The sequence below is a fragment of the Psychrobacter sp. KH172YL61 genome (assembly GCF_007182895.1).
GTDB lineage: Bacteria > Pseudomonadota > Gammaproteobacteria > Pseudomonadales > Moraxellaceae > Psychrobacter > Psychrobacter pacificensis.
In genome coordinates, this window is record NZ_AP019516.1 from 1,361,119 (window position 1) to 1,375,970 (window position 14,852).

Consider the following 14,852-nt stretch of genomic DNA (forward strand, 5'->3'; position numbering starts at 1 on the left):
CATTGCCAGATATGATCAAAAAACGACGACTGTTTGATCTGCTTGCAATACTGCAATTTGGTGATTGGATTGATCGTTAGTATGACTGATAGTAATAAAGTCTTTATTCATATCATCAGTCAAGGCAGGAATGACATCAGAGTAATCTATACCTAAACCTTGTGCCAAAGTGTACTGATGGATCTTGATAAAGCTTTCTTTGATTTGCCATAGTAACTTTGCAATATAATCACGCTGATTTTTTGGTAATGTCTGTAAGATAGTAACTTCATTATCTGAGTAAAAACGCTTGACGATATGCCAAGCAACATCATTGCGCTCGATATCGATGCCAGCAGGGCGACGACGACTGATGACCGCTGCTATTTTGCTGTATGAAATAGCAGGGATATTTTGATGAGATTTTTTATTGAATTTGTCTTTGTTATGAGCGGCTGTATGGCTAAAACAGACGTAATACTTGCTTTTGCTAAGGCGATAGGGAAAGCTCGACTCATCTAAGGTATCGCTGATTTCTAGCTTGTTAAGTAGCGCTTGTAGTAACTGTCTTACACCTTGGCGCTGCTGTTGACGTTGCCTATGAGCAATACTACGTTTTGATATTGGTTTTTGTACTGCATGATAATGCCATTTGAAATGACGAAGCTCAGTAAAGACTATATGTGAAGATGGATATACTGATAACCAGTATGAGTCGTTCCACAAGTTGCTCATTCCTACAGGACTGGATAAATCACTTACTTGAGCAGTCACGCACCAAGTTTCATGGTCGAGTTGAGTAAGTTGGACGTTAGTGATATTTAGTACTGGTATTATCATGAGTGGTCATTAGTATTTTTAATTGAAAACAAAGTTTTTTTAGAAATGTAAATAATATACTTAAAATTAGGTATCTTACATTTGAGTTTGAAATATTTATATCTTACTTATAGTGAAACCATTATAAAAATGGTATAGCAAGATTAAACGCTATTTTTCGCAGCCTCTGGAGACGCAGTCACAGCAAGCAAGAAAAGTAGCGTTTAATCGAGCGCGTTTCCTATGCTGTATCAATTTTATTGAGGTTCTACTGTAGCTCAATAGAATATAAAAAGCCCAGTAATATAACATTACTGGGCTTTTTTAAAGCAAATGATTTTTAATGACGCTTAGTAAGACAGCTCAGCACGGCGGTTTTGTGCATAAGCATCTTCGGTGTTGCCAGCCGCTGCAGGACGTTCTTCACCATAGCTAATGACACGGATGTTGTTGGCGGCGACACCCTGAGCAGCAAGATAATTACGTGCTGCTTGGGCACGTCGCTCACCGAGTGCCATATTGTATTCACGGCTACCGCGCTCATCAGTATGACCTGCGATAACGACACCAGCTGCTGGGTTTGAGTTTAATAGGCTCACGTGTTGGTTAAGGACACTCGCCGCTTGCGCAGTGATTTCGCTGCTATCAAAAGCAAAGTAGACAACCGCTTGTAAGTTTTCAGCACCAGTAATGACAGCGGCTGAGTTATCAACGATGACGGCACCATTATAGCCAACTTGACCACCTGGAATACCTAGCGGCGCGACCACAACCTCTGAGGTAGCACGTTTAGTCGCACAACCTGTAGTGAGTGCAACGGCGCTTGATAGTACAGCTAAAACAGCGATCTTAGAAAAACTGATTGACATGACGAGCTCCTAAAATTTTAATTAAATTTATTTTTTAAACTGCTTACGATAAAACTCAGGCAATCTTTAGACATCATATACTAACTGTTAATTTATGTAAGTAGTTTTACTGTAAATAACGATAGATATGTAACGTATAGTCAATCCTAAATAAAACAGATACATTATATATCAAGGTGGAACTGGTCTAAATTTTCCTTGCGTGCTGTGCCTACGCAGACAGAGGCTGCGAAAAATTTATCCCAGTCCCACTGTATCGCTTTTATACTGAATTCACTATATCACCAGCGGTATTTGCCCCAGTTTTCAGGATTGGCCCAGTAATCAGCATTGAGCCAATTCGGTAGCTGTTTATAATCATATAAATTGAACTGCCAAAGCGCCGCTGATACAGTGGAAGACGTGATGGATTCAATATCACTAATATCTAAAGATGGCTCGCTTAAGATATCAAATGGCGTAAATCCATAAGGTTTCAAATCAATGGAACTATCAAGTGCAACCAGCAAGTGTGCTGCATAAAGATCACGATAACGCATGAGGGCAGGGATGTATTGATGTAACAGCTCTTGTGAGAGGGTGGGTAGCCAAAAGCAAGCAAGCTCGTATCGTTCAAGCACAGGCTGTTTAGCAAGCTCTGATAAAGTGGAGACGTGCCATGCTTCAGCTGATACGTTATTATCATCTTTAACATTCGTATCTTTAATATGTGTAGTTTTCTTGAGCTGTGTTTGCAGAGTTGATAATTCTGTTTTGTCGTGTGCTACCCATAACAGCTGAGTAGTGTCATCAGTCTGTCTAGTCATCGTTTGTGCTTGTTTATCAAGTGAGTTATCAAGCGAAGGCATGAGAGCATCAACATACTCTATCAGTAGAGGTAACGTGATCTTTGAGTATTTGGCAGTGTGTGTTGTCATATAATAAGCCGTTTATGAAAGGTGAGTTATTAGTGCGCCTATTAAATCATTTTCATCGGCATTATCCAATTGATAACGTGAGCCAATTGTTGATTTAATCATTCATATAGAGGCTAACCAACACACATGAATGTATACGAGGAAATGTATATGAAGGATAAACTCAGTTATCTCGATGCCCATACTTGAAATATAAGGATTTAGGTCAATCTACCTATAAGCAGGAAACCATATATAACATGCGCCCGTTGTGACTTTCATTGTGACTTTGAGCGCCATAAACGTTGCTATCAAGACGAAAGCTATAATGCGAATAGCAAAACAATAACACTCATAACATATCATCAATAATAATAGGAAATTACCATGTCTACTGCTGAAACCGATGCTCAGATCATCAACCCTGAAATGCCAGATGTACCCCCACATGCACCAAGTAAAATTAATCTAAAGGATTACCAAAAACCAAGTTTTGATGTGGAAACGGTCCATTTGGACATTAAGCTGTTTGAAGATTATGCTCAGGTAAATAGTACGCTTAAGATGGTACGCCAAACCATAGGGGATATTGTCTTATTTGGCGAATCGTTAGAGCTGCTGTCTATTATCATGAATGATAAAGCGTTAACATCTGAGCACTACCAGCAAGAAGATGGCAAGCTAACGATTTATGAAGCACCTGATGAGGTTACCTTAGACATTCAGGTACGTATCTGCCCGCAAACTAACACCGCGCTTGAAGGTCTATACATGGCAGGTAGTGGTGACGACACGATGTTTGTGACTCAGTGCGAACCAGAGGGTTTCCGTAAGATTACTTTTTATCCTGATCGCCCTGATGTACTCGCGATATTTACCACTCGACTGGAAGCCGATAAGCGCTATCCGACGTTATTGGCTAACGGTAATTTAGTTGAAGCAGGCGAGGTTGCTGATGCGCCAGAGCGTCATTATGCGATTTGGCAGGATCCAACCAACAAGCCCAGCTATTTATTTGCCTGTGTTATTGCTGATTTGGATGTATTGACAGACTCTTATACGACCAGCGAAGGTCGGGACGTATTACTTGAGGTTTACGCAAAATCTGCCGATATCGATAAATGCGATGTTGGTATGCAAGCCTTAAAAGACGCCATGAAGTGGGATGAGGGTCAATTACGGCCGAGCCTATGATTTAGATCGCTATATGATTGTGGCAGTCAGTCAGTTCAATATGGGCGCAATGGAGAATAAGGGTCTTAATATCTTTAACACCGCTTGTGTGTTATCTAGCCCTGAGACCACTACTGATGCGCGCAGTTTTAGCGTAAAAGCCATTATTGCTCACGAATATTTTCACAACTGGACGGGCAACCGTATTACTTGCCGTGATTGGTTCCAATTGTGCTTAAAAGAAGGTTTTACCGTCTACCGTGACCAATCATTTTCAGCGGATCAGCAGTCAAGTGCGGTACAGCGTATTGATGATGTGGCGACCTTGCGTGCACATCAGTTTGCAGAGGATGCAGGCCCATTAGCACATCCCTGTACGTCCAGAGAGCTTTGTTGAGATTAATAACTTTTATACGACGACCGTCTATGAGAAAGGCGCTGAAATCGTACGAATGATTGCGAACACATTAGGGCCGGATGATTTTCGCAAAGGAACAGACGAGTATTTCCGTCGTTACGATGGACAAGCGGTCACGGTAGAAGACTTTTATCAGCCCTTAGCATCACTGATGACAAAATCGAGGACTTTATCGACTGGTATCGTCAGCCAGGTACGCCAGTGGTATCGGGCTCTCAAACTTATGATAGTGCAGCGCAGACATTAACGATTACCTTGAACCAGCAAACACGTCATGTGAAAGGCTTTGATGCACCAAAACCGTTGCCGATACCTGTAGCAACCGCACTGTTTGATAAAGATTCAGGCGCTATCGTCGCTGAGCGTATGTTATTGCTTGACGAGGCGACGCAAACGTTTGTGTTTGAAAATATTGCAAGTGAGCCTGTTGTGTCTTTACTGCGTGATTTTAGTGCGCCAGTACAGCTCAACTATGATTACCAAGATGCAGACTTAGCATTTTGCTCAAGCATGAAACCAATGGGTTTAACCGCTGGCAAGTCACCCAAATGCTAGTCAACCGTATTTTACTGCAAAGCCAAGGTGCGAAGAGCAGTCCTGATGTGTATTTAGAAGCCTTGGCACAGACGTTGCCCGTTTTAGCAGCTGATGATGCGATGCTGGCTGCACGATTACTTGATATTCCATCAGCGCAAGAGCTGGCTTCTGCTATTCCTCAAGACTACGATCCGGTACTAGTGAAAGAGCAGCGCGATGGGCTATATCAGCAAGTAGCAGATAAATTAAAAGATCAATGGGCTACGTTGTACAATGATCTGCCAATGCAGTCTTATGAAGACAGTGCTCAAGCTCGAGGCATTCGTGCGCTGCGTAATGTGGTGCTTGATATGGCACTGACTGCTAACGTCGAAGGTGCAGCCGACTGGGCACAACAGCAATATGATCATGCTAGCTGTATGACAGAGCGTTTTGGTGCATTAAAAGCAATGGTCAATCATCAGCTGCCAAAAGCCAATGATTATTTGACCGATTTCTATAAGCGTTTCCAAGCAAACGATCTGGTGATTGATTTGTGGTTCAGTGTGCAAGCCGCCGCTGATGATGTGACACCTGATGTTATCAAGTCGTTAATTGCGCATACCGATTTTGATTGGAATACCCCTAATCGTGTCCGTTCAGTTATCGGTGCCTTTAGCTCGCAACCAACAGTACTATGGACAGCAGAGGGTCTGAAGATGTATACAGACGTGATCAAAAACTCGATGATGCCAACCCTGTATTGGCGTCGCGACTGCTACAAGTGCTGGCACGTTGGAATACGTTGGCTGAACCACGTCGTCAAATGGCGCATGAGCAGCTAACAGACTTGCGCAAGAACGTTGCATCTAAGCATGTGCTTGAAAGCTTAGAGAGTGTATTAGGTGCTGCAAATAGCTGATTGATAATAGCTAGGAAATAATTTAGCTGTAGTATTAACTTTAAAATAAAGCCAACCTCAAACTAGAGTTGGCTTTATTTAATTGTGCGTATAGCATTAATTGTCATTAAGAATTAAGCTGCTCAAGAAAATGTTTTTCTTAAAATTCTCCCAATAAAAAGCCCCTTTCGTATCAGTACGAAAAGGGCTTTCTAGTTTTGCTTGACGATATACTATCGTTAATGGCTATTAGCGGTTTGGTAGCACATCTTTTACCATATCACGCAAGCCGCGCAATGCGGTGACAGTGCTATCCCAGTCTAGACAGCCATCAGTGATAGATTTACCGTACTCAAGCTGACTTAAATCAGCGGTTAGTTTTTGATTGCCGCCTTTTAGGTGACTCTCAATCATCATGCCGATGATTGATTTATTACCATTTTGAATTTGCTCAGCGACGTTTTGGATAACCATCGGCTGTAAGTAAGGATCTTTACCTGAGTTGGCATGGCTTGAGTCAATCATGATTTTGCCATTGGTTTTGCCTTTGCCAGTTCGTTCTCAACTTGAGCAACTGCCGTTTCATCATAATTAGGCTTGCCATTACCACCGCGGAGTACCACGTGTGCGTAAGGGTTGCCTTTCGATTTGATGATAGAGACCTTACCATCTGAGGATAGACCTAGGAAGCTATGACCTTCTTTAACCGCCTGCATCGCATTGACAGCAACCGTCATACCGCCGTCAGTACCGTTTTTGAAGCCAACTGGGCAAGATAAGCCTGAGCTCATTTCACGGTGTGTTTGGCTCTCGGTAGTACGTGCGCCAATCGCTGACCAGCTAATTAAATCCTGCATGTACTGCGGCGTATTTGGATCAAGGGCTTCAGTCGCACAAGGCAAGCCTTTTCATTGAGATCAAGCAATAACTTGCGAGCAGTACGCAAGCCTTTTCGATATCAAAGCTGTCATTCATGTCAGGGTCATTAATCATACCCTTCCAACCGACCGTGGTACGAGGTTTTTCAAAATAAACACGCATGACCACAAATACGCTGTCTTCGATCTCTTTTGCCAATACGGCTAAGCGATCGGCATACTCATGGGCCGCTTTAATATCGTGGATAGAGCAGGGTCCAATGACCACAAACAGACGCTTGTCTTTACCGTCCAAGATATTTTGGATCGTTTGGCGACCGTTTAGTACGGTTTTGTATGCATCGTCTGATAGAGGCAGCTCAGCTTTTAGCTCAGCGGGAGTAATCAAAGGAATAAATTTTTCAATATTCACGTCGTCAATGTCTGCATTATGGGTAACTGATGTTGTCATGGTTATATATCGTCTAGCTGATTTATAGGAATATTCATTATGCGGACAAAAGTGTTGGTTGACAAGGGTAGTCCGGTAGTTAATTGACTGATAACTGGAATGAGGAAACTAAAACTTAGTTATACTTGCGCATGATTAAGGTTATATTTGAATTCGCAAATGCACGTTTGGTATTTCGTTTTTCTGTCTATTAATAAGGATGAATTAAATACTGGGTGCTTAACGCTCAGATTTTATGCGTGAATTTAGCTATTTGTATCATCGTCACGTATGATAGCGACCGCGGTGGCTTTATGATTGCGCACTAAAACGATTGCACACTAAAACATGAATGCCAAAAATAGACACAGATAAAATGTGTATGTCATCAACCTCTATCATTGATTGACTGTGTTATATTTTACAACAACGATTTATTTTATTTGTATATCTTCAATATTGAGAGCTTGTCATGACAGATTCTGCTACGTCTCATCCACATACTGATTCCATCAGCCAAACAGAGACGGATTTTAATAAACCTAAAACGACTGCCACACCGCTAGTGATAGCCATTGTCGCAGGTGAAGTGTCAGGTGACAGTTTAGGCGCAGATTTTATGCAACAGATGAATAATCTGCGTGATGACATCGTTTGGGTAGGCGTGGGCGGCACTAAGATGCAAGCGCAAGGATTGCAAAGCATTTTTCCATTAGAGCGTTTGGCAGTGATGGGTCTGGTTGAAGTCATGGCGCAGCTACCAGATTTGCTCAAAGCACGCCGCGAGCTATTGAGTGCGTTTAAGACAGCCAATATCGATTGGTTTATTGGTATCGATGCACCTGATTTTAACCTACGGGTCGCTAAAAAACTCAAGCCACAAGGCGTGTTCTGTGTGCAATATGTCAGTCCTTCTATTTGGGCATGGCGTGAGTCGCGTATCCATAATATTAAAGCGGCAACCCATTTGGTATTGTGCCTATTCCCATTTGAGCTACCGGTTTATGAGCGTCATAATCATCCGGCGATCTGTGTGGGGCATCCGTTGCTACGAACCATTGATCAAGCATTGATAGACACGCCAATCAATCAGCGCCGTAGCGAGCTGGTCTGGCACAATGATGGTTTACAGCAGTTTTTTATTGAACGGTTTGATGATGTCAGCCAGCTTATCTGCGTGATGCCTGGCTCTCGGCGTGGCGAGATTACCGCTATCTTGCCATTGATGCTTGACGGCATTCAAAAGCTCATATTATTAGACCCAAAGCTGTGTTTTATCATTCCAACGGTTGATCAAAATCACCAATATATTGTGCAAGAAGTCATTGATCAATGCTCAGAGCAGCTGCGGGCGGCTATTGTCGTCGTTTATGATGATACTCAGCGAGAGTTTAGTCAGCATGCGATGGCAGCGTCAGATATCGTGATGCTAGCTTCTGGGACAGCAACATTGGAGGCAATGCTGCTTGAGCGTCCGATGGTGGTGGTTTATCAATTGAATCAGATCACTTATCAGATTGCCAAACGTCTGGTAAAAGTGCCTTATGTGGCACTACCTAACATTTTGGCTAATGCGCCGATTGTGCCTGAGCTTATTCAAGAGCAGGCAAGTGGGGATAATATTTGCCGTACGGTAATGCGTCTATTACAACCGCGTGCTTATGCTGAGCAATTAAAAGATCTGCTCGCGACAAAGCACACGTTGCAGCAGCAAAGCAATCATGAGCCAGCAAATAGCGTGATTGAACAATATTTTATGAGCGATAGTAATGCCTCCAATCTTACCTAACCTAGAAAGACTTTCTAATATTATGCAAATTCAACCTAGCACAAAAAACCTAGCCCAAATAATTGACGTCAGTATTGATCATATTGATGTCAAAGGGCAGTATATTCAATTGGCGGCGCCTATACGCTTATATGGACAGTTGAATACCTTTAAGCTGTTTGCTCAATATGAGCGCGATGAAGCGCAACGCTTAGAACAGTCAATATTAAAAATTGGCGTTGATGAAGCAGGACGTGGACCGTTACTAGGTAGTGTCAATGTGGCCGCCGCGATATTGCCTGCGTCTTGGTCAGGATTGATTGAAGAACAACCACTCAAAGACACACCATTGTCGATACTGACAGACTCCAAAAAGCTGAGCGAAAAAAAGCGCGATATCCTTTATCCATTGGTACAACAGCATGCAGTCAGTTATATCATCGCTGATATACCAGCAGCTGTCATCGATCAAGTCAATATTTTGCAGGCTACCATGCTCGGTATGCGGTTATGCATCGAAGCTTTGCTAGAAGCAGTTTTTAAATATCTTTCTAAAACTAAAAGTCTTGGCATATCACTTGATAAATTACAGGTAGAGGCGTTGTTTGATGGTAATCGCTGTCCTGATTTGAGCCATGCTACATTTCACGAATTGGGCATATCGCCATCTTCTGTTGATTGCCAAGCATGGGTGAAGGGTGATGCACGTCATACCAGTATCGCAGCGGCTAGTATATTGGCAAAGGTGAGCCGTGATGAGACCATGTATGCCCTTGACATGCAGTATCCAGAATACGGTATTGCCAAACATAAAGGCTATCCAACTCGCGCACATATGGAAGCCATTGAGAGACATGGTGTCTTATCAGCACATAGGCGCAGTTTTGCGCCAGTGAGAAAGGCATTAGAGAGCTAATTTTAAAGGACAATATCTCGTCTAGAAATCGTCTAATAATAAAGATTTAATGTACCAGCAGAAAGAAGATATATACCTATGTTAACAAACAGGCAAATTTTCGGAAAAATAACGAGCGAAAATTTATAAAATGTAATACAATATATTGCTCTTGGCATAAAGTGCTGTTAAATCAATGACTAAGCTTTTATTTTGAGTTTTATTCTCACTATGAATTATATATATTACTATTTTATAGGATAAGAAATGATGGCTCATCCCTCTCAAAAGAACCTTGCTGTAGTGCTTTTCTTAGCGGTATTTTTAACGGCCTGCGGTGGTGGTGGTGGTGACTCTGATAATGGTTCTACATCCAATAATCTACAGAGCGAAACACAAGATGAGCAAGATAGTAATCCTATTAATGAAAGCAATGCACCAACTGAGAATAATCCGCAAGCAGCCTTAAGTGCTAATAATCAATTTAGTTTGGCAAGAACCAGTTGTGGCTTAGGTGGTTTATCTGTTGATACGGCGCTTGATGATATTGCGATTAAGCACGCAAACTATATCAAATACGTCTTTGCTAATAGCACGCCGACCAGTTTTAATGCCCATGTCGAAAATAAAATCAGCAATATTGCTAGTTTGACAGGTAGCAATAACCCATTCTTCGGTGGATTAGATTTCTCAGATCGCTTATTAAATGCAAAATACAGCAACGCACAATATGGTGTCACAGAAAATATTGCTCAATCTGTCTACTTCAATTCAGCAGGAAGCTTTCTGAAAACGGATGTGGTGGCAACATCAATGGCCAAGTCGTTGTTGGCAGCACCCTATCATTTGCGTTCATTGATGCTACCCACCTCAAGCGTTGTTGGCTCAGGCATGGTTTTATATAAACCGGATGCCAAAAATCCAGCTCTTAACCAAGGTTATGTCTTGGTTAGCCATGCCTCAGCGACAAAAGCGACCAAAGATACAACCGTGTCAGGTGTTTTTACTTATCCCCTGTCAAGGTGTGACTGATACAGTAACTGCTCTGTATAGTGAGTCGCCAAACCCTGTTAAAGGCACAGGTCGCGATTTACGTACCGATCCTATCGGACAGCCTGTTTATGTGAGTATGCCATCAGCGAACAAAATCAAAGTCAGCAACATCAAGTTCCGAGATACTCAGCGAAATACTAATGTACCGATTCAATTGATCGACTTTGATAACGATCCGTATGTGAACACCAACTACGCATTACCAGCGAATGAGGCATTCATTTTGCCATTAACAGATGCACTAAAGAGCTGCGAAGTTAATCGCGCGGTAAATCAAAGCCAGCAATGTGGTCTGTATGGCAATACCAAATATCAAGTAAGCTTTGATATCTTGGTTGATGATAAAAACTTAGAAAGTAAGTCATTCACTTTTACGACGGGTAAGGTAAATTATTAGTTAAACCGTTTAATCAATTGTACAAACAAAGGACTGAACCAGATAACTGGTTCAGTCCTTGTTTTATATAAAGACACTATAAGAATGTGACAAAGTAAGCAGACTGGATAAAACCTACTTTAAAATGAAGAGTTTGGCTGTTGCAAAAAGGCTTTTTCATCCTCAGTTGATTTGCGCCCTAGTGCCTCATTACGATGTGGGTAACGCCCAAATTGATCAATAATTTCTTTATGACGATATTCAAAATCTAGCGTAGTGGCATCATCCAACTGTCTAAATAATGGCAAATAGCGCTCATGAATTAAGGCAGATTCAGAGTGCATAAATGGGATAATCATAAACTTACGCCATTGCATCGGTAAAGTGTCAAAATAGGGCTGCTGAGTGGCTTCTTGTGCTAAAACTAATGCCATACCGTCTTGGGCAAAAGCACAGGCTTGTTCGCGACACAGATTGCGTGAAAACTGATCTAAGACAATAATTTCTGCCAATCGTCCTGCTAGCGCTGTTATTGAACTATTGCCATCTAGAGAAGATTCTGCGAGGCGCCATTTAACGCATTCACCTTGCTTTGCTGCCTGCCAAATGTCACCAAACTTGTCCTTTATCTGCTTATCAAAACGATCGTTTTGTTCAAACCAACACGCTTCATTATCTTTATCAAACCAAAAATCCAATACTGCACGCGCATCCGGGTGGAGGTGCGTCAAGTCTATATGTTTTGGGTCTAATTGAGAGGCATGGGATCGACTGGCAGAGGTGGAATAATCGGTTGAGAGTGCCATAAGATATTCTAATTATGATGGATTTAGTCTACTATAGCGCAAATATTTATATCTGTCTGTCAAGATACCAACAGCAGAGTGTCTATTAGGTAACCTATTATGAATGCAAAAAATCTAGAGAATTCTATCAACGCGACATTGCCACCAACGCCATACTACGTGCTTGATGAAGCGGCGATCGTTGCCAATATGAAAATCATCGCTAGGCTATGTGAGCTGTCTGGTGCAAAAGCATTATTGGCACTCAAATGCTTTGCCACATGGGGTGTTTTTGATGTGATGCAGCCTTATCTGCATGGCACGACTTCGTCTTCACTTAACGAAGTGAGATTGGGCTATGAGACCTTTGGTAATAACGCTGATGCCAGTAGCAGCGATAAAAAGAAAACCCACGCTTATAGCGTCGCCTATAGTGCAGATGAAATTCCTGAAGTACTCAGTTATGCTGATAAGATTATATTTAACTCAATCTCACAGCTAACTGCTTTTAAAAATCAAGCGGCAGCGCAAGGTGTTCCAGTAGGCTTACGATTAAATCCAAAAACCAGCAACTCATCATTTTTGATTGCTGATCCTGCACGTCCATTTAGCCGCCTTGGTGAGCACGATAAAGATAAAATCGCAGCGGTACTAAGCGATATTACAGGCGTTATGATTCATAACAATTGCGAGAATGACAGTTTTGAAGCCTTTAGTGAAAGTTTGGCAGATATCGAATCTAGATTTGGCGATATTTTGCAGCAACTTGAATGGGTAAGCTTAGGCGGCGGCATTCATTTTATCGCGCCTGATTATCCATTAGAAAAGCTGGCTGACAGATTAAAAGTATTTAGTGAGACCTATGGCGTGCAAGTTTATTTAGAACCAGGCGAAGCAAGTATCCATGGCGCGGGCACGTTGGTCACGACAGTGTTAGACACCATGCACAATCAAAAAAATCTCGCCGTCGTCGACGCTTCGATTGAAGCACATATGCTCGACTTGCTTATCTATCGTGAGTCCGCACCGATTGCCGCGATCAATAATACTGCTAGCAATATTGCACCTACTGGCAATCCAGCAGAAGCTGCGCCGTCTGAAGCCAATGCTGAGTCGGCAGACCATACCATTATTTATGGTCGTTCTTGCTTGGCAGGTGATATCTTTGGTGAGTATGCATTACCGAGTAATCTTCAGATAGGCGATAAGATCGCCTTTGGTAATGCGGCCGGTTATACGATGGTCAAGAAAAACTGGTTCAATGGGGTTAATATGCCAGCGATTGTGATTCGTCGTTTGGACGGCAGTACCGATATCCAGCGTGAGTTCGACTATGAGGAATATAAAGCCAGCCTATCTTAAGCCTTAGTAGCCTTAGTTTTTAAGACTATGTTATTGTCGGGTTTTGTATTTTAATGTTTAAAAAACAAAGGCTTAACCTGTATTAGTATGCATTTTAATATCTCTACTTTTTATACATATTTTTTACCGATAAGGGAATAAAATTGTTATAATCGCGTCGGGCAAATAATGGAGTATTATCTGCCCGACGGGTGCGTGGGTTTTCCTCGGTCTTCCTTTTTAATTCACGCATATCATTCACTCGTTTCTGTTTTGCATAGCCAAAATCAATGGTATCGACAGGGACACAAAGGAGGATTGTTCATTGAACACAAACCAACCAGCCAAATCTAACAAAAAAGACGTACTTATCATCGGAGCAGGCGGCGTCGCTCAAGTGGTCGCGCATAAATGTGCGATGCACAATGATGTGCTCGGCGAGATCCATATCGCCCTCACGTACCAAAAGACAAATGCGATGCCATCGCGCAGAGCGTAAAAGAAAAAAGACAGCTTTAAGCAGGCTGCAGTCTTGCATACGCATCAGGTCGATGCGATGGACAGCCAAGCACTCGTGCAGCTGATACAAGACACAAAAATACAGATACTTATTAATGTTGGCTCGGCATTTATCAATATGACCGTACTAGAAGCTTGTATTGAAACAGGCACGGCATATATAGATACGGCTATTCATGAAGATCCACGCAAGATTTGTGAGACGCCGCCGTGGTACAACAACTACGAGTGGCAACGCAAACAGCGCTGTGCAGACAATAATGTCACTGCTATTTTAGGTGCAGGCTTTGATCCCGGTGGTCAATGCGTATGCACGCTTGGGTTATGACATGATGGATGCAGGATCTGTGACTGATATTGACATCATTGATATCAATGCGGGCAGTCATGGCAAATATTTTGCGACTAACTTTGACCCAGAGATCAACTTCCGTGAGTTCACAGGGACAGTTTACTCTTGGCAAGATAGCAAGTGGCAGTCTAATAAAATGTTTGAAGTCAAACGTACAGATGATTTGCCAGTTGTGGGTGTGCAGAACAGCTATCTGAGTGGTCATGATGAAGTGCATTCATTGTCAGCCAACCTAGATGTACCAAACATTCGTTTTTGGATGGGCTTTGGTGAGCATTATATCAATGTATTCACCGTGCTACAGAGCTTAGGCCTACTGTCTGAGCAGCCAGTGATGACGGCTGAAGGCCAAGAAGTGGTGCCGCTAAAAGTCGTGAAGGCGGTACTACCAGATCCAAGCTCGCTTGCACCAGAATATACAGGCAAGACTTGCATTGGTGATAAAGTTAAAGGTAAAATCAATGGCGTTGAGACGGAAGTGTTTATCTACAATGTCTCAGATCATAAAGACGCTTACAACGAAGTGGGTAGCCAAGGTATCTCGTATACTGCAGGCGTGCCACCTGTTGCTGCGGCAATACTAGTCGCGACTGGCGAATGGGACGCAGGCAAGATGGTCAACGTCGAAGAGCTAGATGCCAAGCCATTTATTAATCTATTGAATAAGATTGGTCTGCCAACGCGTATCAAAGATAGCGAAGGTGATAGAGCGCTTGAGTTTGATATTTAATTAGCAAATGTTATTTAGAAAAGCCTATCTTTTATAGATAGGCTTTTTTTATGTCTAGTTATATGAATAAAGGGGGCTAGCGGTGACATGGCGTTCTTGCTACTATCACTGGTAGCTACCATTTTATTTTCTACAAATGCTCTACTTTTTATAC

Annotated in this window: 10 protein-coding genes and 3 pseudogenes; 8 read left to right on the forward strand and 5 right to left on the reverse strand. The window is 42.3% G+C overall.

The features are described from left to right. Nucleotides 1-15 precede the first annotated feature (15 nt). From PKHYL_RS07285 to PKHYL_RS07295, 3 genes are all read right to left on the reverse strand, one after another. The gene (locus tag PKHYL_RS07285; RefSeq protein ID WP_240366372.1) at nucleotides 16-753 is read right to left on the reverse strand and encodes a 4'-phosphopantetheinyl transferase superfamily protein; all 738 of its coding nucleotides are present in this window, start codon (nucleotides 751-753) and stop codon (nucleotides 16-18) included. A 395-nt stretch (nucleotides 754-1,148) separates the two neighbouring features. After that, nucleotides 1,149-1,667, reverse strand: a complete 519-nt coding sequence (gene pal / locus PKHYL_RS07290) for a peptidoglycan-associated lipoprotein Pal (RefSeq protein WP_093069940.1) — start codon at nucleotides 1,665-1,667, stop codon at nucleotides 1,149-1,151. A 281-nt stretch (nucleotides 1,668-1,948) separates the two neighbouring features. Beyond that, a complete protein-coding gene (locus PKHYL_RS07295; RefSeq protein WP_093069943.1) occupies nucleotides 1,949-2,584 on the reverse strand; it encodes a DUF6231 family protein in 636 nt (211 codons plus the stop codon). A 408-nt stretch (nucleotides 2,585-2,992) separates the two neighbouring features. Here PKHYL_RS07295 and pepN point away from each other — a divergent pair. Then, nucleotides 2,993-5,592: pseudogene (pepN, locus tag PKHYL_RS07300) on the forward strand (aminopeptidase N). A gap of 228 nt (nucleotides 5,593-5,820) precedes the next feature. Here the strand turns inward: pepN and PKHYL_RS07310 are convergent. Next, nucleotides 5,821-6,900 (reverse strand): annotated as a pseudogene (locus PKHYL_RS07310) (3-deoxy-7-phosphoheptulonate synthase). A 451-nt stretch (nucleotides 6,901-7,351) separates the two neighbouring features. On the opposite strand from PKHYL_RS07310, the gene lpxB reads away from it, so the two are divergent. The 4 genes from lpxB to PKHYL_RS07330 all read left to right on the forward strand — a co-directional run bounded on the left by lpxB (nucleotide 7,352) and on the right by PKHYL_RS07330 (nucleotide 10,992). Then, nucleotides 7,352-8,668, forward strand: a complete 1,317-nt coding sequence (gene lpxB, locus PKHYL_RS07315; RefSeq protein WP_240366374.1) for a lipid-A-disaccharide synthase — start codon at nucleotides 7,352-7,354, stop codon at nucleotides 8,666-8,668. 22 nt (nucleotides 8,669-8,690) lie between these two features. Then, nucleotides 8,691-9,563, forward strand: coding sequence for a ribonuclease HII (locus PKHYL_RS07320; protein WP_240366375.1), 873 nt, complete (start codon nucleotides 8,691-8,693; stop codon nucleotides 9,561-9,563). A 246-nt stretch (nucleotides 9,564-9,809) separates the two neighbouring features. Then, entirely contained in the window at nucleotides 9,810-10,574 is a 765-nt protein-coding gene (locus PKHYL_RS07325; protein WP_240366376.1) for a hypothetical protein, read from the forward strand. Further along, nucleotides 10,567-10,992, forward strand: coding sequence for a hypothetical protein (locus PKHYL_RS07330; protein WP_240366377.1), 426 nt, complete (start codon nucleotides 10,567-10,569; stop codon nucleotides 10,990-10,992). Before PKHYL_RS07325 ends, PKHYL_RS07330 begins: the two co-directional genes overlap by 8 nt. A 119-nt stretch (nucleotides 10,993-11,111) precedes the next feature. Here PKHYL_RS07330 and PKHYL_RS07335 read toward each other — a convergent pair whose 3' ends face one another. Further along, nucleotides 11,112-11,777 (reverse strand): DUF924 family protein, encoded by a 666-nt coding sequence (locus PKHYL_RS07335; protein ID WP_212564453.1) that lies wholly within the window; start codon nucleotides 11,775-11,777, stop codon nucleotides 11,112-11,114. A gap of 99 nt (nucleotides 11,778-11,876) precedes the next feature. On the opposite strand from PKHYL_RS07335, the gene PKHYL_RS07340 reads away from it, so the two are divergent. From PKHYL_RS07340 to PKHYL_RS07350, 3 genes and pseudogenes are all read left to right on the forward strand, one after another. After that, the gene (locus PKHYL_RS07340; RefSeq protein WP_240366378.1) at nucleotides 11,877-13,118 is read left to right on the forward strand and encodes a carboxynorspermidine decarboxylase; all 1,242 of its coding nucleotides are present in this window, start codon (nucleotides 11,877-11,879) and stop codon (nucleotides 13,116-13,118) included. A 397-nt stretch (nucleotides 13,119-13,515) separates the two neighbouring features. Further along, nucleotides 13,516-13,944: pseudogene (locus PKHYL_RS07345) on the forward strand (saccharopine dehydrogenase family protein). Continuing rightward, nucleotides 13,913-14,698, forward strand: a complete 786-nt coding sequence (locus PKHYL_RS07350; RefSeq protein WP_240366505.1) for a saccharopine dehydrogenase family protein — start codon at nucleotides 13,913-13,915, stop codon at nucleotides 14,696-14,698. Before PKHYL_RS07345 ends, PKHYL_RS07350 begins: the two are co-directional and overlap by 32 nt. Nucleotides 14,699-14,852: the final 154 nt, after the last annotated feature.